Source organism: Paenibacillus agaridevorans, assembly GCF_003112455.1.
Taxonomy (GTDB): domain Bacteria; phylum Bacillota; class Bacilli; order Paenibacillales; family Paenibacillaceae; genus Pristimantibacillus; species Pristimantibacillus agaridevorans.
Genome location: NZ_BDQX01000243.1, coordinates 15939 through 34258 on the forward strand (window position 1 = coordinate 15939; position 18320 = coordinate 34258).

Genomic DNA, 18320 nt, shown 5'->3' on the forward strand with positions numbered 1-18320 from the left:
ATGACGAGGCCAGATTGCAGGAAGCGATCCGAATGGCGGAAGAGCGGCGCAAGGCGAGCGAATCCGCCAAGGAAGAGCTCCAGGTTCAATTGACGGATCTAAAGATTGCCGTCGCCAAGACCGATCAGGAGAAGATGAGCTTCGAGGATCAGGCGAACCGCGTGCGCAGCGATATTGGCCGGGCGAAGCAAGAGCTCGCCAATCTGCGATCGGTATCCGCTCAGCAGGAAGAAGAACTGGTTCGTCACAGCGAAGAAAGCGTGGCGCAGATTGCTCAGCTCAACGACCTGCGCATTAAGAAAACGAATTGCTCGGAACAGACGGATCTTAAACGCGCTGCCCGCGCGCATCGGATTACCGAGCTTGACAAAGGCGAGAGCGAGACGAAAGAGCAGCGCGCCCAACTGCGCGTAGTCGAGGATGCCATGCGTCAGACGGAGATTGCGCTGAACCGGCAGGACGTGGAGCTGGACAATCTGCTGCGCAAGCTCAGCGAGGAGTACGAGCTGAGCTACGAGTTGGCCAAGGAGCAATATCCGGTGCCGGAGGATGTGCAGGGAACGCAGGTCGAAGTGCGCGAGTTAAAGCGCAAAATATCGTCGCTTGGCGAGGTCAATTTGGGCGCCATCGAAGAATACGAGCGCGTAAAGGAACGTTACGAGTTCCTCTCCGAACAGAAAAACGACTTGATCGACGCGAAAACGGCGCTTTACCAGGTTATCAAAGAGATGGACGACGAGATGTCCAAGCGGTTCCGGACGACGTTCGAGGCGATCCGCAAACATTTTGTCGTCGTCTTTGGCAAGCTGTTCGGCGGCGGACGCGCCGATCTCGTGCTCGTGGATCCGGATCGGGTGCTGGATACGGGGATCGACATCGTCGCTCAGCCGCCGGGCAAAAAACTGCAAAATCTGCAGTTGCTCTCCGGCGGCGAGCGCGCTCTTACAGCGATCGCTCTGTTGTTTGCCATTTTGCAGGTCAAACCTGTGCCGTTCTGCGTGCTCGATGAGGTCGAGGCGGCGCTTGACGAGGCCAATGTGGCAAGATTTGCGCAGTATCTGCGCGAGTTCTCCGGGCTCACCCAATTTATTGTGGTTACGCATCGCAAAGGCACGATGGAAGAAGCCGACGTCCTCTATGGCGTGACAATGGAGGAAGGCGGCGTGTCCAAGCTCGTCTCGGTGAGACTGGAAGAAGACGGAGAAGACGAAGAACCGGTGTCGGCCTAAGCTCGGTACGGGGCATGTAAAATAGATAATGAATGGCAGGATGGGGGGCGGAACGTATGAGTTTTTTTAAGAAACTGAAAGAAAGCATCGCGGCCAAGACGGAAGCGGTAACGAACGTCTTCAAGGAAGGCCTGTCCAAGACGCGGACCGCGTTCGTGGAGAAGGTCGAGGAGCTCATTACCCGGCGCAAAAAAATCGACGAAGAGTTCTACGAAGAGCTTGAAGAAATTCTGATCGGCGCCGATGTTGGCGTGAATACGGTCATGACTCTGATCGACGATCTGCGCGCCGAGGTGAAAAAACGCAAAATCGAACAAGCGGCCGACCTGCAGCCGATTCTCTCCGAGAAGCTGATCGGATTGCTTAAGGGAGACGACCACGCGGAGCTGCGCATGGCCCCCGAGGGTCAAATTACGGTCATCCTGTTCGTCGGGGTCAACGGCGTCGGCAAGACGACAACGATCGGCAAGCTGGCGCACAAGTTCAAGAGCGAAGGCAAAAAGGTGCTTATGGCCGCTGGAGATACGTTCCGCGCCGGCGCAATCGAGCAACTGGAGGTTTGGGGTCAGCGCGTAGGCGTCGACGTTATTAAACAATCGTCCGGCTCCGATCCGGCCGCCGTTATGTTCGACGCGGTCCAGGCGGCCAAGCAGCGCAAAGTGGACGTGCTTCTCTGCGATACCGCCGGCCGCCTTCAGAACAAGACGAATCTCATGGAAGAGCTTAACAAAATTTTCCGCGTCATTCAGCGGGAATTGCCCGAAGCTCCCCATGAGGTATTGCTTGTGCTGGACGCAACGACAGGCCAGAACGCGCTTAGCCAGGCCAAGCTGTTCGGAGAGAAAAGCGCTGTAACGGGACTTGTGCTTACGAAGCTGGACGGCACGGCCAAAGGCGGTATCGTCATTGCGATTCGCAATGAAATGAACTTGTCGGTTAAGCTGGTCGGATTGGGCGAGAAGATGGGGGATCTGCAACAATTCGATTCCGAGCAATTCGTTCATGCTTTGTTCGCCGGATTGATCGGCAAGGAAGAAGAGAAGTCGGGAACGACCAGCGAGTAACAGTGGGCAACAGGGAAGGGGACGGCGTCGGGAAGCGGCGATTCGTCCTTTTCTTTTGCCGGATGAAGTGACAAGTAAATAAACTTGACAGTACCGCAGTCGATCGTGTATCATAAGTGACGTTGAGCAATCTGTAAAGGGTAATGCCTTGACGGATCGGGATTGGATCAGCGGGAGGAGGCTTGGCGATGGAGATAGAACAATCGGATGCCTTGGCTCGGACGACGAGGGTGAATTTGCTCTTCGACTTCTACGAAAACCTGCTGACCGAAAAGCAACGGACGATACTGGCTTATTATTACCACGATGATTTCTCCCTGGGAGAGATCGCGTCGGAATTCGGCATTAGCCGGCAAGCCGTCTACGATAATATTAAACGTGCCGAAGGCGCACTCGAAAATTACGAGGACAAGCTTCTGCTGCTCGAGAAGCACGAACGCCTGATGGAAGCCGCGAACCTGCTGGAACGCGGCGTCGAAGAGATCGTAATGAAAGAATCGGATAGAAACAAGCTGATGGCAGTCATAGCGCGGCTCAAGACCGCGGAACAAACGGCGAGAGAAGGAGGCGATGATTCGTGGCAGCATTCGAGAGCTTAAGCAGCCGATTGCAAAATGTGTTCAGCAAGCTGAAAGGCAAAGGCAAAGTATCGGAAGCCGATGTCAACGACGCGATGCGCGAAGTTCGGCTTGCCCTTCTGGAAGCCGACGTCAACTTTAAGGTCGTTAAGGATTTTATAGCCAAGGTTAAGGAGCGGGCCATCGGCCTGGATGTATCGAAAAGCTTCACGCCGGGCATGGTGATCATCGACATCGTCAATAAAGAATTGACGGAGCTGATGGGCGGCACGCAGGCGAAGCTTGCCAAGGCAAACAAACCGCCGACGGTCATCATGATGGTCGGTCTGCAGGGCGCGGGCAAGACGACGACGTCCGGCAAGCTGGCGAAATTGCTTCAGAAGGGCAATCATAAGCCGCTTCTCGTTGCATGCGACATTTATCGTCCTGCTGCGATCAAGCAGCTGCAAGTGCTGGGAGAACAGATTAAAGCTCCTGTGTTCGCGTTGGGAGACCAGACTTCGCCGGTCGAGATTGCGAAGCAAGGCTTGCAGCATGCCAGAGAAAACGGCAATGATTACGTCATCATCGATACCGCAGGCCGTCTACATATTGATGAGACGCTAATGGAGGAGCTTAAGCAAATCCATGGCAACGTCAAGCCGGATGAAGTGCTGCTGGTCGTAGACTCGATGACGGGACAAGATGCCGTCAACGTGGCGCAGAGCTTTCACGAACAGCTGGAGCTGACGGGCGTTGTTCTTACCAAGCTGGACGGAGATACGCGCGGCGGCGCGGCCCTGTCGGTCAAAGCCGTAACGGGACGTCCGATCAAGTTCGCGGCGATGGGAGAGAAGATCGATTCGCTGGAGCCGTTCCATCCGGAGCGGATGGCATCTCGTATTCTCGGCATGGGCGACATGCTGTCGCTGATCGAGAAGGCGCAATCGAACATCGACGCCGAGAAGGCTGCCGAGATGGAACGCAAGATGCGTACCGCGGAGTTCACGTTCGATGACTTCCTGGAGCAAATGGAACAGGTCCGCAAGCTGGGGCCTCTCGACCAGATCATGGATATGCTTCCCGGGATGGGCAAGATGAAGGGCGCCATGAAGGATATGAAGGTCGACGAAAAGCAGATCGGCCGCGTCGAAGCGATCGTCCGTTCCATGACGAAGGAAGAAAAGGCGAAGCCGGAGCTGCTGAACCACAGCCGTCGCAAGCGTGTCGCGGCGGGCAGCGGCACGACGATCGTGGAAGTGAACCGCTTGATCAAGCAGTTCGACGATATGCGCAAAATGATGAAACAATTTTCGGGGATGATGGGACCTAAGGGACCCAAAGGCTTGAAGGGCGGCAAGAAGGGCCTGAAAGGCATGCTCGGCAAAAATATGCGGTTTCCGTTCTAAACGGCAACCGGATTGATTACTCGAAGGAGGTGAATTAATCATGGCAGTACGTATTCGCTTGAAACGTATGGGTGCTCACAAAGCTCCATTCTACCGCGTAGTTGTATCGGATTCCCGTTCGCCGCGTGACGGACGTTTTATTGAAGAGATCGGTACTTACAACCCGGTTACAGTTCCGGCTCAAGTATCCATCGACGAGGAAAAAGCTCTTAAATGGCTGCAAACAGGAGCGCAAGCTTCCGACACGGTTCGCAACTTGCTTTCCAAAGCTGGAGTTCTTAAGAAATTCCATGAGCTGAAGCAACAGAAATAATCGGAGAGAGAAGCGGAGGGCTTTGTTATGAAAGATTTAATTCTTGTCATTGCGAAGGCTTTGGTGGATCATCCGGACGACGTGCGAATCCACATCAAGGATGATGATCGCGCGACGACTTACGAGCTTTCCGTCCATCCAGAGGATGTTGGCAAGGTCATAGGCAAACAAGGGCGGATCGCCAAGGCGATGCGCACGGTCGTGACCTCTGCTTCGGTGAAATCAAGTAAGCGCGTCATTGTCGACATTATCTCATAAGGGGCACGAAGAAGTGGGGTCGGGACAAATGTCCCGGCCCTCTTGTACGTGTTATAATACATACAAAATGGTTTAGGAAAAGGAATGATGGCATGGACGGCAAATGGTATACAGTCGGCAAGCTTGTCAACACGCATGGCATTCGCGGCGACGTGAAGGTGCTTCCGCAGACGGACTTTGCAGAGCAGCGGTTCGCACCAGGCAGCAAGTTGATGTTGGTTAACGAGGAGAACGGCAAAAATCTGCAAGTGAAGGTGACGAGCTCCAGACTTCAGAAGAATGTGTATATTGTGAAGCTCGAAGGATTTAATAATATAAATGAGATTGAACCTTACAAAGGTTGGACACTCAAAATAGCGGAGTCGGAACAAGGCAAGCTTGAGGAAGGCGAATATTATTACCATGAAATCATCGGATGCCGAGTCGTGACGGAAGAGGGCGAGGAGCTTGGGGAAATTACCGAAATACTGAGCCCTGGAGCGAATGATGTATGGGTTGTGAAAGGCGCCGGTCCGAAAAGGAAGGAGATCTTGCTTCCGGTCATCGACGATGTTGTGCTTACAATTCAGCCGGCGGACAAGCTTGTGACCGTACGTCTGATGGAAGGGCTGATCTAACTTCATGAAAATTGACGTGTTGACGTTGTTCCCCGAAATGTTCGATGGCGTGTTCGGCGCGAGCATATTGGGAAAAGCGAAGGAGAAAGGCATTGTATCGCTGCAAGCTGTCAATTTCCGGAATTACTCTAACAACAAACATAATACGGTAGACGACTATCCATATGGGGGCGGCGGCGGAATGGTGCTGAAGCCCGAGCCCGTCTTCGCGGCTGTCGAAGATTTGGCCGTTGAGCCAGACGTTGCTCCGAGGGTCATCCTGATGTGCCCGCAAGGCGAGACATTTACCCAGCGCAAGGCGGAGGAACTATCGCGGGAGCGGCATCTCGTACTCATTTGCGGCCATTACGAAGGTTATGACGAACGAATCCGGGAGCATCTCGTCACGGACGAGTTGTCGATCGGCGATTATGTGCTGACGGGCGGCGAAATTCCCGCCATGACGGTGATCGACAGCGTCGTACGTTTGCTGCCTGGCGTTCTGGGCAACGAATCTTCCGCCGTCACGGACTCCTACAGCACGGGCTTGCTGGAGCACCCGCATTATACGAGACCGCCGGAATTCAGGGGATGGACGGTGCCTGACGTTCTGATATCCGGTCACCATGGCCGAATCGACAGCTGGAGGCGCGAGCAATCGTTGCTCCGTACTTTGATTCGCCGGCCCGAACTTCTTGATAAGGTGGAGCTAAGCAAAAAGGAGCGGTTATGGCTGGAGGAGCAAAGAAAGGCATTACGCACTGAGTATGAAATGGAATAAGGGAATGCGGCTTCCGATCGGAGGCTGCATTCCCTTATTCGTATTAAATTACAGGGAAGCATATGTTTTCGCCATACTTGACCTTTAATTATCGTAACGAAACGCGCTGTGCGCCAAAGGACTACTGCGATAGCCGTTTCACCTTAAGGCGTATAAAAATTTTGCGTAAAATAAGTGCCGTAGGATCCTCCGAAAGCGACACCGACGCCAAGTCGGGTGTATTGGTTATTAAGGAGATTCTCCCGGTGGCTCTCGGAATTAAGCAGCATATAGTGGGCGAATATGCTATTGGGGGAGCCTGCCGCCAAGTTTTCCGCTGCTTTTGTGTACGCGATGCCGACGCTTTTCATTCGATCGAATGGCGATTTGCCGCTTTTATTCGTATGGCTGAAGTAGTTGTTCTTCATCATATCGATGCTATGGGCTCGAGAGGAGGATCCTGCTAGTTTGTCCCATTGCAATAGGTCAATACTCCTCTGAGCCCGCTCCGCATTGACCATATCAAACATTCCTTGCTCCATGGCCGTGCGTTCTTTTTCTCCGAATGAGGAGATTTGGCGAGCTGTAAAGTTGTCCGACCGCAGGAGCAATGCCGCGACCCGATTGTCCTCATGGCTGTCCAGAAACAACGTGTGCCGGATTCCGCCGGATCGATAATCGTAATAATGATCAGCTTTCTTGGCTGCAGCTTTGACGCTTGCAGGAAGCGAGGCGCTAATGGCAGCCAGCTTGATATCTACGTTGGCGCCGCCAGTATCTCGCCAACCGCCGTCATCGTTCGAGAACAGAGCTGCTATCGTGCCGTTCCGAACGCCATACATGGAATACGCAGCATAATCGCTGTTATATACGTACCATTCATAATCATATTCGCTGGCATCGATTCGAGTGGGCTGGCCCATTCGGTACAGAAGCTCGCCGATGTTTTCGCCAATCGAGATGCCATTAAGCGAGGCGGAGGAGCTCTTCTGGATCCGCTTGTCCGACAGGGCGGCGACCTTTTCTTTCATCATATAGACGAATGTGAGCGCTTCTGCCCGTTTTACGCCTCCGCCGGCTTCGTATCCGGCAATCGTTGCGGACGAACGTCCTTGCGAGATACCGCTATCCAGAAGCCACTGAATAGCTTCGTCCCTATTATAGGACTTGCCGTTTGCAGCGGCTGCAATCAATAATGCTGCTTGTCCCCGGTTGAATTGCCCCCGCTGATTATTGAAGGTCACTGGCCATCCAAGACGTTCCGCGTGGTTGTAATAGCTGCGGCTCCAGTCGGAAGCCAGTTCTTCCTTGCGCGTGACGCTTCCGTAAGCGCGCAGCATCATCGCAAGAAACTCGATCTCGGTCACCTTATCGTCCGGACGGAAGCTCCCGTCCTTATATCCTTGAGCCAAGCCGCTGTCAACGGCCCAGTCTATGTATGAATTAGCCCAGTAGGAAGGTGTTACATCATTAAAGGATGCTGCGCTGGCTGTATAATCGGACAGCGGAATGGCAAGAATGAGCATAATGATGCAGATACGTTGTTTGATGTTCAACATAACTTCTCCTTGTCGATTATTGTCGTTGCCAATCATATACAGTATACTAGATAGAGGACATATGAGAAATAGGTTGATTTGTCTATTTAACTATGGTAAAATTTCTAATGTTGTTCGTAAAGTCGGACGGTCCGCTATAAGTGGAGATCGGTTCCCAGGGAATCAGGAGCTTACATGAACGTCTATGGTGGAAGGAGTGAACTCAATCAATGAATATTGTACAAGCAATTTCACAAGAGCAACTGCGTAAAGATCTTCCTAACTTTCGCCCAGGCGACACGCTGAAGGTGCATGTTAAGGTTATCGAGGGTTCGCGCGAGCGTATCCAGCTGTTTGAAGGCGTCGTTATCAAACGTCGCGGCGGTGGAATCAGCGAAACTTTTACAGTTCGCAAGATTTCTTACGGCGTAGGCGTAGAGAGAACGTTCCCGCTTCATTCGCCGAAGATCGACAAGATCGATGTGGCACGTCGCGGTAAAGTGCGTCGCGCTAAGCTGTACTACCTCCGCAATCTGCGCGGTAAAGCGGCTAGAATTAAAGAAATTCGTTAAGATCAAACGACAAGAGGGGCTTGCGCAAACAAGCTCCTTTTCGTTTTCTACGGGAAGGAATACATAACTTCAGAGACGAAAGAAGGCTGAGCTGATGGATTCGCAGCACCGCAACGACGATGGAATGAAGGAGACGGATACAGGCGTCAGTTCGTCGGACGAGCGTCAGCCCGCCTCGGAGAGCATGCCTGAACGGGCAAAAAGTCATGGAGCTGCGTCAGCAAAAAAAGGCGGAGCATCGAAGGAAATCGTAGAATGGATCAAGGCACTGGTCATCGCCGTCGTACTGGTCTTCTTCATTCGCATGTTTCTATTCGAACCATTTATTGTAGATGGTCCTTCTATGGAACCAAACTTCGAATCGGGCGAACGACTAATCGTAAACAAAATTTTATATTCGATCCGCGAGCCAAGGTTTGGCGAGGTTGTCGTGTTTGACGTGCCAGAGCAAGGTCGCAAGTTTATCAAAAGAGTGATCGGCGTATCCGGTGACAAAATTCGTGTCGAAGGCGACGATCTGTATATTAATGATGTAAAGGTCGAAGAGCCTTATATTGCCGAAGCGATCGAAGCGGCAAAGGCGGCGGGCGGCATGTATAATGGCAATGGTCCGCGTTATAATTTCCCTAATGATACTGTGACCGAGATGACGGTACCGGAGGGAGCGGTATTCGCTATGGGCGATCATCGGGACAACAGCACCGACAGCCGGATGATCGGCTTTGTAAAGGATGACGAGATCGTCGGCCGAGCGGACGTTATCTTCTGGCCTCTGAACAAGCTGGAGTTCATCAAGCACAAATACTAGACTAAGGTAAGCGAAAGCAATCGAGGTGAAAGCATGGCGATTCAATGGTTCCCGGGTCATATGACCCGCGCCAAGCGGCAAATTCAAGAGAAGTTAAAACTGATCGATATCGCGATCGAACTGCTGGATGCGAGGGTCCCGCTATCAAGCCGGAACCCGATGGTCGACGATATTTTGCATGGGAAGCCGCGGCTGATCGTGTTAAATAAATCCGATCTTGCCGACCCGCGCACAACGGAGCAGTGGATGGATTATTTCGCGCATGAGGGACATCAGTGCGTCTCCGTTGATTCGCAAACGGGTACCCGTGTTAACGAGATCCCTGTCAAGGCCAAGGAGATTTTGCACGACAAGATCGCTCGTCAAATCGCCAAAGGAATCAATCCGCGCGCGCTGCGCGGACTGATCGTCGGCATCCCGAACGTCGGCAAGTCGACGCTTATTAACCGGCTGGCCGGACGCAATATTGCGGCGACCGGTGACAAGCCCGGCGTTACGAAGGGACAGCAATGGATTAAAGTCGGATCCGAGATGGAGCTGCTGGATACGCCGGGCATATTATGGCCGAAGTTCGAGGATCAGCTCGTCGGGTACAGGCTGGCGATGACGGGAGCGATCCGGGAGCAAATTCTTAACGTGGACGATATCGCTTATTTTGCGGTGAAGGAGCTCGCGGGACGATACTGGCCCATCATGGAAGAGAGGTATGGTCTCGAGAAACCGCCGGCTGATCTTGAAGACAATGAAGAGATCGTCCGCATAATGGAGGACATCGGCCGTAAACGGGGATGTCTCATGGGCGGCGGGAGAGTCGATCTCGAGAAGGCGTCCGGCATTATTTTGAGGGACCTCAGGGCGGGCAAGCTGGGAAGAATTACGCTGGAGGCTCCTTACGACGATATGCCGGTCAGAGAGCCGCGAACTTAAGAGGTTGTTCAATAAGTCCGATTGAAATGCAGATGCTTAATGCCAGTCGGCCGTGTCGAGTGGGGGAAGCGGACTCGGCCGCTTGGCAAAGTAAAGAAAACGGGGGAGATGCGACATGCTGCAATACGAGCAACAGGCATGGGGCAGCGGCTTCTCGGCAATAGCCGGCGTAGACGAGGTCGGGCGCGGTTGTCTGTTCGGCGACGTGGTCGCGGGTGCGGTCATCCTGCCGCAAGGCCTCATCATCGACGGAGTCGACGATTCCAAGAAGCTTTCCGAGAAAAAGCGGGAGCAGCTGTATGATGTCATCGCAGAGCAAAGCATCGCATGGTCGGTGGCGCGCGTTGACGCGGCCTCCATCGATCGGCTGAACATCAAGCAGGCGTCCAGACTGGCGATGAAGCTTGCTGTGGAAACGTTGGCCGTGCCGGCTGATTATTTGCTGGTGGATGCCGAGATCGTGGATCTGTCGCTGCCGCAGGAGTCCATCGTTAAGGGCGACGCGAACAGTCAGTCCATTGCCGCGGCTTCGATTATGGCGAAGGTTACGAGGGATCGGCTTTGCTTATCGGAATGGGAAACGCTGTACCCGCAGTACGGAATTGCGATACATAAAGGTTATGCAACGAAGCTGCATCGCGAGAAGCTGCTCCAGTACGGCCCTTGCGAGCTGCATCGGCGGACGTTCCTGAAGAAGCTGCTGGGCGAGGATATTCTTCAGACGGCATTATAATCTATTTCATTCATAACGCTTGAGAATCCCGGGCAGGGGTCGCTTTATCGGCCATCGGGATTTCTCTGGCGTTATTTGCGTTCCGGGATAATGGGGGAAATTGAGGTTCCCCTTCAACCTTAGAAGGTTAACGCCGATATAAAGGTATCGAATAATGCGGGATGACCGGATGCGAATGACTAGAGGGAAGAGTTCAAAAAGTTCGGTTTTCAGCACCGAGAAGATTGGATGAAGGTAGAAACTGAGGAGCGGAGCGTAGTGATAGCTACGTGAGCACCGGAAGTTTCGCCTGAATTCAATATTCGATGTCGAGTAGGCTTCTTGGCCTGCTTCGTGATCAAAGGCGGACTTTTTGAACTACCTCATAAGGGGTGTTGCGAGTGAATATTAGCCAAATGATGAGAGGGTTGCTGGGAGAAGTGACGAGCGGCGAGACTCGTGCCATGGAGCTGAAAGTCGGCCAGGTCGTACGCGGCGTCGTTCTTCAGGCACTAGACAATAACGAAGCCATCGTAGGCATTAACGGCGTGCAGGTGAGAGCGAAGCTGGAGATGGCGCTTCAGCCCGGCCAATCTGCAATGCTTCAGGTACAGCCTGAAACGAACGGTTCGCTCATATTGCTGAAAGCAGTCGATCTCAACTCATCCGGCCTTCTTGACGATACGTTCAGAGAATATGCCAAGCTGCTTGGATTGCCGGATCAGAAATGGGCGTTGGCGTTGATTCGCGGTTTACGGCAAGAAGGGTTCGCATTCAACCGAACGACGGCCATGGCGTTCCAGCAAGCGGCCGCGGCTATGCCGAAGGGGGCGGATGCCGAGCAGTGGATGACGGCTGCCGCAACGGCTTTCAAGCGCGGCATGCCAATGACGGCGACGACCATATCTTCGCTTCAGCAGGTTATGTTCGGCAAGCCCGCTCACGAGCTGCTTGATCAATTGCAGCGCCAATTAACCGGGATGGGTGCAACTGCTTCCGGGGATGTACCGGAAACGGGCGCCGGAAGCGAGTCGCGGACGGCGGCATCCCGGGTTCTTGCGCTGCTGCAGCAAGGCGCGTCGCTCCTGGATGATGCGCTTTCGCCTCATGGCTCCACACCCTCCAATACTTCGGGGCGCCCTGCGGCGGATGGCGGGATGCTGCACGTCGACGGACGCAGCGCAGGTAAAGGAGCCGCGACCGCAGAGGGAGGCGCGAACGGCACTTCCGGAGCCGATGGCAGGACGGCGCAAGCGGATAGCGGAGCTGCGGCTGCTAGAGCGGCTCAAGGCTCGCAAAACAACTGGCTAGGGCAGTTGATGAAGTGGATGGGCGTTGATCACGAGCTGCAGCTGGCGAAGGCTTCCACGGACACGAATGGTCAAGCTTCGGCTGCACCTGGCTCAAAGAACCTGGCAGCGGGTGACGGAGATGCCAATGCCGTGTCGGCCAGAACAGGGCAAGCGTCTGGCGAAGCCGCAGCAGCGGGACGAAATGCGGTGACCGCACCCTCTGGGAGCGGTCACTCAACGACTGCGCAGCCAACGGCTCAAAATATGGCCGTTCCCCAGACGACAAATCTGTTGCAGCAAGCCATGACGCCACGATCGGGTGCAGAGACTCCGGCGGGAACGCAGGTGCCTGCTGGAGCTCAGGAAACAGCAGCTGCCGTCAGAGTTGACGGTCAAGGAGCTGCGGTTGCAGCCCGAATGGCAGGCATGCTTGCGACTGACGGTCCCATTGGCAATGATTTGAATGTCCCGGCGCAAGGCCAGACTTCAACTCCTCCGAGCGGGGGAGTAGGGACGGAGTCGCTCAAGAGCGCTCTCATGCTGTTGGCTGGCGGTGCCGATACGCCTCCGCATGTAAAGGAAACCGCGCAGCAGCTTATTGGGCAAATTACTGGCCAACAGCTGCTGTTGGCCCCTGAACGCAATAACTCCGTCTTTACGCATGTGACGATGTTCATTCCGCTAAAGGATGCCAGCGGAGAACAGACAGCATCCGTTCAGATTCAGACGCGGCGCGGGCGTAGGGGAGAGCTGGATGCTGACAATTGCAGGCTTCTGTTCAATCTGTCTATGCGAACGCTGGGCGATACGCTTGTCGATGTACATATTACCGACAAGATTGTCAGTCTGCAGCTCTGGAACGATCATCCTGCGATCGCTAAGTTGACTGACGGCTCTCGAGAGACATTGACGGAGCGATTAAACGAGATGGGATATCAGCTGTTGTCGATACGCACGAAGCCGCTTGTGGGGAACGAATCCGATGGGAGCGAGCCAGGAACGGCTTCGGGTTCAGCCAAGAGCAGCAAGTCGGCGGCGCCGCCAAGCGAGGCGTGGCTCACCGCAGCGCGTTACAAAGGAGTCGATTACCGGGCATGAGCAAGGAGCAGAACGACTACATAAAGCGTACGCCGCCCCGGAAAGCGGTAGCATTGAAATATGAGCCAGGAGATGGACATGCTCCCGTGCTTGTCGCTAAGGGCACCGGCCAGATCGCGGACCGGATTCTGGAGAAGGCGAAGGAAAACGGGGTGCCCGTGCAAGAGGACGCTTCGCTTGTGGAAGTATTGTCCAAGCTGGACATTGATCAAGAAATTCCTCCGGAGCTATATACGCTGGTCGCGGAAATTTTAAGCTTCGTATACCAATCTGATCGAAGGGCGGGCGAATACCTTCATGACGACTGAACGACTGAGAGTAGGGAAGCTGGGAGAAGAAGAGGCGGAGCGCAGGCTCCGCCTCTCCGGCTGTGAAATACTCGCTCGCAACTGGCGCTGCAGGAGCGGGGAAATCGATATCGTTGCCAAAAACGGCGATTGCATCGTATTTGTGGAAGTCAGAAGCCGCAGCAAGGCGAGCGGCTCCCGGTTCGGAACGGCAGCGGAATCCGTCGACTATCGCAAGCAGGCGAAAGTACGGCTCGTCGCTCAGATGTACCTGAGACAGAATCGAATGCTGGAAGCCCGCACCCGGTTCGACGTCATTTCAGTCACTTTAGGCGCTCATTACGTGGTCGACGATTACCGACATTATGAATCGGCGTTCTGATTAGGAGGCCGAATTTACGTCTAAGCCATATCTAGGCGGCGATACTGAATAGCCTCCGCTACATGCATTTCTTCCACGCTTATAGAATCCTCTAAGTCCGCTATCGTGCGCGCCAGTTTCAGCAGCCGGTCGTAAGCCCTCATGCTGATGCCGAGCGCCTGGAACGCATCCTCGAGCAGTCTCGCGGCTTGCGGTTTCAGCCATGCCGCTTGCCTAAGACTCTTCCCCGACAATTCACTGTTGCAACTGACGCCATAGGCGGCATTGCGTTCTCTTTGCCGTACTCTCGCGGCAAGCACAAGCTTTCTTAACTCGGCAGTCGAAGTATGCGTCTTGTCTTGTGAGCGATCGAGCGATTGGGGTCTCGGAATTTCAAGCTGCAGATCGATCCTGTCGAGAAGCGGGCCGGACAGTTTGGCTCGGTAACGACTAATGGCGGCAGCGCTGCAGGTACATCTTTTGTCGCCATATTCGTGTCCGTGGTAGCCGCAAGGGCATGGATTATAGGAAGCGGCCAGAAGGATCGCTGCCGGGAAGCAGACGGTCGCTCGGGCTCTCGCAATCGAGACGACACGGTCCTCCAGCGGCTGTCTGAGCAGCTCCAGAACGGAACGAGGGAATTCCGGCAGCTCGTCCAGGTACAAGACGCCTCGATGTGCGAGCGTCACCTCTCCCGGCTTGGGGATGGATCCTCCCCCGATCAGGCCGCCGGTCGAAATACTGTGGTGCGGGGAGCGGAAGGGAGGCGTCTTCATCAACCCGCCTGAATTCGCGAGAAGCTTGCCTGCCACACTGTAGATTTTGGTCACCTCCAGCGCGTCGGCTTCGTCGAGCGGAGGCAAAATGCCGGGCAAGCGCCGAATCATCATCGTTTTGCCGGTGCCTGGCGGACCGCAAAGCAGCAAGTTGTGATTGCCGGCTGCCGCGATCAGCATGGCGCGTTTCCCTTGGTGCTGCCCGACAATGTCCATGTAATCTTCGGGATCGGCTGCAGTCCTCCCTTGGTTATAACCCATGGATGGTCCTTGTGAAGGCGGCCCTCCGTCATTCCATGCCGGTCCTTCCCGCTCGAAAATTCGACGTTCCGTTCGTGCTTGGCTCAGCTTCTCCCATACCGCTTTGGCATGGGCCGAATCCTTAAGCTCGGACAGATGCGTCAAAGCGAACAGCTCCATACCGCTGATCCATTCCGCTTCCTCCCGGTTCTGCAGCGGCAGAAGCACACGCGTAATGCCGACGCGGCGAGCTTCTTCCAGCATGGCTAACACGCCGGTTACTGGACGTACGGCACCGTTAAGCGATAGCTCGCCAATCAAGAGAGTACCCGCGAACGGCATCGCATCGAGCTGTCCGCTGGCGGTTAAGATGCCTGCCGCGATGGCAAGGTCGAAGGCCGTGCCTTCTTTGCGGAGATCTGCAGGGGCAAGATTGACGGTTATTCTCTCCATGGGGAATTGGAATCCGCTGTTCTTGATGGCCGCACGAACCCGCTCGACGGATTCCCGCACCGCTGGATCGGGCAAGCCAACGACGTTCACTTGCGGGAGCCCGTTGGCGATATCAACCTCTACCGATATGCCTTTGCCCTCAACGCCGAATACACTGGAGCTATGAATCATGGTGAACACAAAAAAGCACCTCCCGGGGCTATGTAATAAGCCGGCAACGGGGGTGCTTCCCTACGTTTGCAAAATGTTAAAAGATTATCGTTTTTAGCTATGCTTCTTTTTATCATAGCGGCTATGCGGGCGAGGTGTCAATGCTTGGCCAGAAGGCCGATTATTTCCGCTGCATTGGGCCATACTAGTGGACGTGACAAATGTTTGATCTCTTTTTGAGATGATATCCATATCAAAAAGGCTTGCGCTTTCAACTGAGAAAAATGCTACAATGAAAAAGGTTTGTGTACATAGGACGTAATAGAGTCTGTGAAATGGAGGATTTCAACAATGAATATCCATGAGTATCAAGGCAAAGCTGTGTTGAAGCAATACGGGGTAGTCGTGCCTGAGGGCAAAGTGGCCTTCTCCGTAGACGAAGCCGTAGAAGCGGCGCAAGCGCTCGGTACGCCGGTCGTCGTCGTGAAAGCGCAAATTCACGCGGGTGGACGCGGCAAAGCGGGCGGCGTTAAGGTTGCCAAAAATTTGGACGAGGTTCGCGCTTACGCTGGCGAAATTCTGGGCAAGGTGCTCGTTACGCATCAGACAGGCCCAGAGGGCAAAGAAGTGAAACGCCTACTGATTGAGCAAGGCTGCGATATCAAGAAAGAATATTATATCGGGGTCGTACTTGACCGGGGCACAGGCCGCGTGACGATGATGGCTTCGGAAGAGGGCGGCACGGAGATCGAGGAAGTTGCGGAACATTCCCCGGAGAAAATCTTCAAGGAAGTTATCGACCCTGCCGTAGGCATGCAGCCGTTCCAGGCTCGCAAGCTGGCTTATGCAATCAACATCCCGACGGAGCTTGTAAACAAAGCAGTCAAGTTCATGATGGCTCTGTACACGGCATTCGTGGAGAAGGATTGCTCCATCGCCGAGATCAACCCGCTTGTCGTGACTGGCGACGGCAATGTTATGGCGCTTGACGCGAAGCTGAACTTCGACTCCAACGCGCTGTACCGCCACAAGGATATTCTGGAGCTGCGCGATCTGGACGAGGAAGACGCGAAGGAAATCGAGGCTTCCAAGTACGATCTGAGCTACATCGCGCTGGACGGCAACATCGGCTGTATGGTTAACGGCGCTGGTCTTGCAATGGCAACGATGGATATTATCAAATACTACGGCGGAGACCCTGCCAACTTCCTGGACGTAGGGGGCGGCGCTACCAAGGAGAAAGTAACGGAAGCGTTCAAGATCATCCTGTCCGACGAGAAGGTCAAAGGCATTTTCGTCAATATTTTCGGCGGCATCATGAAGTGCGACGTTATCGCGGAAGGCGTAATCGCGGCTGCGAGAGAGCTTGGTCTTGACCGTCCGCTTGTCGTGCGTCTGGAAGGCACGAACGTCGAGCTCGGCAAAAAGCTCCTAAACGAATCCGGCCTGAACATCGTGGCTGCGGATTCGATGTCCGACGGCGCTCAGAAGATTGTCGCTCTAGTGAAATAATGTTGCCAGCGGGCAGACATTAAAATAAAGGTTGAACAACCTCGATAAGAGTTTGAATTTCAATTAGGGGATGTGAGTGAAGTTGAGTATTTTGGTCAATAAGGATACAAAGGTCATCACACAAGGCATCACGGGCAAGACTGGCATGTTCCACGCCAAAGGCGCGCTCGATTACGGTACGCAAATGGTCGGAGGCGTAACACCGGGCAAAGGCGGCTCGACGGTCGACATTACACTGGAGAACGGCTCTGTTGCAACATTGCCAGTGTTCAATACCGTGCTGGAGGCTAAGCAAGCTACTGGTGCAACGGCATCCGTTATTTACGTACCGCCTGCATTCGCTGCCGATTCCATTATGGAAGCTGTCGACGCAGAGATGGATCTCGTTATCTGCATCACGGAAGGCATTCCTGTCCTTGACATGGTTAACGTGAAACGTTACATGGAAGGCAGCAAAACGGTTCTCATCGGACCGAACTGTCCAGGCGTCATTACGCCGGGCGAATGCAAAATCGGCATCATGCCGGGATATATCCATACAGTAGGTCATGTAGGCGTTGTTTCCCGTTCCGGAACGCTGACTTACGAAGCTGTTCACCAGCTGACGACTCGCGGAATCGGCCAATCTTCCGCGGTTGGCATCGGCGGCGACCCTGTTAAGGGCTCCGAGTTTATCGACATCCTCAGCCGTTTCAACGATGACCCTGACACGTATGCGGTTATTATGATCGGCGAGATCGGCGGTACGGCAGAAGAAGAAGCGGCCGAGTGGATCAAGGCCAATATGACGAAGCCGGTCGTAGGCTTTATCGGCGGCGCAACGGCGCCTCCGGGCAAACGGATGGGACATGCAGGCGCCATTATTTCCGGTGGCAAAGGCACGGCTGCTGAGAAAATCGCAACGCTCGAAGCTTGCGGCATCAAAGTTGCTCCTACGCCTTCCGACATGGGCTCCACGCTTGTTAGCGTGCTGGAAGAGCAAGGCTTGCTGGAGAAATGCATTACGCGCAAGTAATGCCATAACTTTAAGCGCGAGTTCATAAAGTTCGGTTTTCAGATGTCGAGTATGCTTCTTGGTTTACTTCGTAATGGGAAGCGGACTTTTTGAACAACCTCTAATAGCGACAATATAAAGGTAAGCAACCTTTCTACCCTACCAAGGGAGGAGGTTGCTTTTTTTGTTTTACAGGAAATTATGCGGCATACCGACTGTGGATAATGACCTTCAGCTGTAAAAGGAAGTTAACTCTGATTAGCAGTCATAGGCGTTAGTAAAGCTTATGGCTCCGATAAGCAGGTGAACGAGCAGCCGTATGCGTTAAAAACGCCGATGGATCGTAAAGCAACTCTGATTAGCAGCCATAGGCGTTAGTAACGCTTATGGCTCCAAAAAGCAGGCGAACGAGCA

Annotated in this window: 19 protein-coding genes; 17 read left to right on the forward strand and 2 right to left on the reverse strand. The window is 54.0% G+C overall.

What is annotated here, in order from left to right:
* From PAT3040_RS38850 to trmD, 8 genes are all read left to right on the forward strand, one after another.
* A partial coding sequence (locus PAT3040_RS38850) for a chromosome segregation SMC family protein (RefSeq protein ID WP_373863963.1) occupies window positions 1-1229 on the forward strand: 1229 nt, incomplete at its 5' end.
* A 56-nt stretch (window positions 1230-1285) separates the two neighbouring features.
* The gene (ftsY, locus tag PAT3040_RS21065) at window positions 1286-2293 is read left to right on the forward strand and encodes a signal recognition particle-docking protein FtsY (RefSeq protein WP_108994283.1); all 1008 of its coding nucleotides are present in this window, start codon (window positions 1286-1288) and stop codon (window positions 2291-2293) included.
* Between the two features lie 188 nt (window positions 2294-2481).
* Entirely contained in the window at window positions 2482-2892 is a 411-nt protein-coding gene (locus PAT3040_RS21070) for a putative DNA-binding protein (RefSeq protein WP_373271321.1), read from the forward strand.
* The gene (ffh, locus tag PAT3040_RS21075) at window positions 2871-4259 is read left to right on the forward strand and encodes a signal recognition particle protein (RefSeq protein WP_087572615.1); all 1389 of its coding nucleotides are present in this window, start codon (window positions 2871-2873) and stop codon (window positions 4257-4259) included. The genes PAT3040_RS21070 and ffh overlap by 22 nt, the downstream gene beginning before the upstream one ends.
* A gap of 40 nt (window positions 4260-4299) precedes the next feature.
* Complete coding sequence (rpsP, locus tag PAT3040_RS21080) at window positions 4300-4572, forward strand: 30S ribosomal protein S16 (RefSeq protein ID WP_087572616.1); 273 nt, start codon at window positions 4300-4302, stop codon at window positions 4570-4572.
* Window positions 4573-4599: 27 nt separating this feature from the next.
* Window positions 4600-4830, forward strand: a complete 231-nt coding sequence (locus PAT3040_RS21085; RefSeq protein WP_087572617.1) for a KH domain-containing protein — start codon at window positions 4600-4602, stop codon at window positions 4828-4830.
* 92 nt (window positions 4831-4922) lie between these two features.
* Window positions 4923-5447: a ribosome maturation factor RimM gene (gene rimM, locus PAT3040_RS21090; RefSeq protein ID WP_087572618.1), complete on the forward strand. Its 525-nt coding sequence runs from the start codon at window positions 4923-4925 to the stop codon at window positions 5445-5447.
* Between the two features lie 4 nt (window positions 5448-5451).
* Complete coding sequence (trmD, locus tag PAT3040_RS21095; protein WP_108994284.1) at window positions 5452-6207, forward strand: tRNA (guanosine(37)-N1)-methyltransferase TrmD; 756 nt, start codon at window positions 5452-5454, stop codon at window positions 6205-6207.
* Between the two features lie 143 nt (window positions 6208-6350).
* On the opposite strand, the gene PAT3040_RS21100 is transcribed toward trmD, so the two are convergent.
* Window positions 6351-7742, reverse strand: a complete 1392-nt coding sequence (locus PAT3040_RS21100) for a CAP domain-containing protein (RefSeq protein WP_181376758.1) — start codon at window positions 7740-7742, stop codon at window positions 6351-6353.
* Window positions 7743-7954: 212 nt separating this feature from the next.
* On the opposite strand from PAT3040_RS21100, the gene rplS reads away from it, so the two are divergent.
* The 7 genes from rplS to PAT3040_RS21135 all read left to right on the forward strand — a co-directional run bounded on the left by rplS (window position 7955) and on the right by PAT3040_RS21135 (window position 13802).
* Window positions 7955-8296: a 50S ribosomal protein L19 gene (gene rplS / locus PAT3040_RS21105; protein WP_087572621.1), complete on the forward strand. Its 342-nt coding sequence runs from the start codon at window positions 7955-7957 to the stop codon at window positions 8294-8296.
* Between the two features lie 184 nt (window positions 8297-8480).
* Window positions 8481-9104 carry a signal peptidase I gene (gene lepB, locus PAT3040_RS21110; protein ID WP_246608816.1) on the forward strand — a complete coding sequence of 208 codons (624 nt, stop codon included), beginning with the start codon at window positions 8481-8483 and terminating at the stop codon, window positions 9102-9104.
* A gap of 33 nt (window positions 9105-9137) precedes the next feature.
* Complete coding sequence (gene ylqF, locus PAT3040_RS21115) at window positions 9138-10031, forward strand: ribosome biogenesis GTPase YlqF (RefSeq protein ID WP_087572623.1); 894 nt, start codon at window positions 9138-9140, stop codon at window positions 10029-10031.
* Between the two features lie 115 nt (window positions 10032-10146).
* Window positions 10147-10764 (forward strand): ribonuclease HII, encoded by a 618-nt coding sequence (rnhB, locus tag PAT3040_RS21120; protein WP_087572624.1) that lies wholly within the window; start codon window positions 10147-10149, stop codon window positions 10762-10764.
* Between the two features lie 380 nt (window positions 10765-11144).
* The gene (locus PAT3040_RS21125; protein ID WP_108994287.1) at window positions 11145-13133 is read left to right on the forward strand and encodes a TP0910 N-terminal domain-containing protein; all 1989 of its coding nucleotides are present in this window, start codon (window positions 11145-11147) and stop codon (window positions 13131-13133) included.
* Window positions 13130-13441 carry an EscU/YscU/HrcU family type III secretion system export apparatus switch protein gene (locus PAT3040_RS21130; protein ID WP_087572626.1) on the forward strand — a complete coding sequence of 104 codons (312 nt, stop codon included), beginning with the start codon at window positions 13130-13132 and terminating at the stop codon, window positions 13439-13441. The genes PAT3040_RS21125 and PAT3040_RS21130 overlap by 4 nt, the downstream gene beginning before the upstream one ends.
* On the forward strand, window positions 13431-13802 hold the full coding sequence (locus tag PAT3040_RS21135; RefSeq protein WP_108994288.1) for a YraN family protein: 372 nt from the start codon (window positions 13431-13433) through the stop codon (window positions 13800-13802). The genes PAT3040_RS21130 and PAT3040_RS21135 overlap by 11 nt, the downstream gene beginning before the upstream one ends.
* A 20-nt stretch (window positions 13803-13822) precedes the next feature.
* On the opposite strand, the gene PAT3040_RS21140 is transcribed toward PAT3040_RS21135, so the two are convergent.
* Window positions 13823-15421, reverse strand: a complete 1599-nt coding sequence (locus PAT3040_RS21140) for a YifB family Mg chelatase-like AAA ATPase (RefSeq protein ID WP_108994360.1) — start codon at window positions 15419-15421, stop codon at window positions 13823-13825.
* Window positions 15422-15751: 330 nt separating this feature from the next.
* On the opposite strand from PAT3040_RS21140, the gene sucC reads away from it, so the two are divergent.
* Window positions 15752-16912 carry an ADP-forming succinate--CoA ligase subunit beta gene (sucC, locus tag PAT3040_RS21145; protein ID WP_108994289.1) on the forward strand — a complete coding sequence of 387 codons (1161 nt, stop codon included), beginning with the start codon at window positions 15752-15754 and terminating at the stop codon, window positions 16910-16912.
* Window positions 16913-16994: 82 nt separating this feature from the next.
* Window positions 16995-17927, forward strand: coding sequence for a succinate--CoA ligase subunit alpha (sucD, locus tag PAT3040_RS21150; protein ID WP_087572629.1), 933 nt, complete (start codon window positions 16995-16997; stop codon window positions 17925-17927).
* Window positions 17928-18320: the final 393 nt, after the last annotated feature.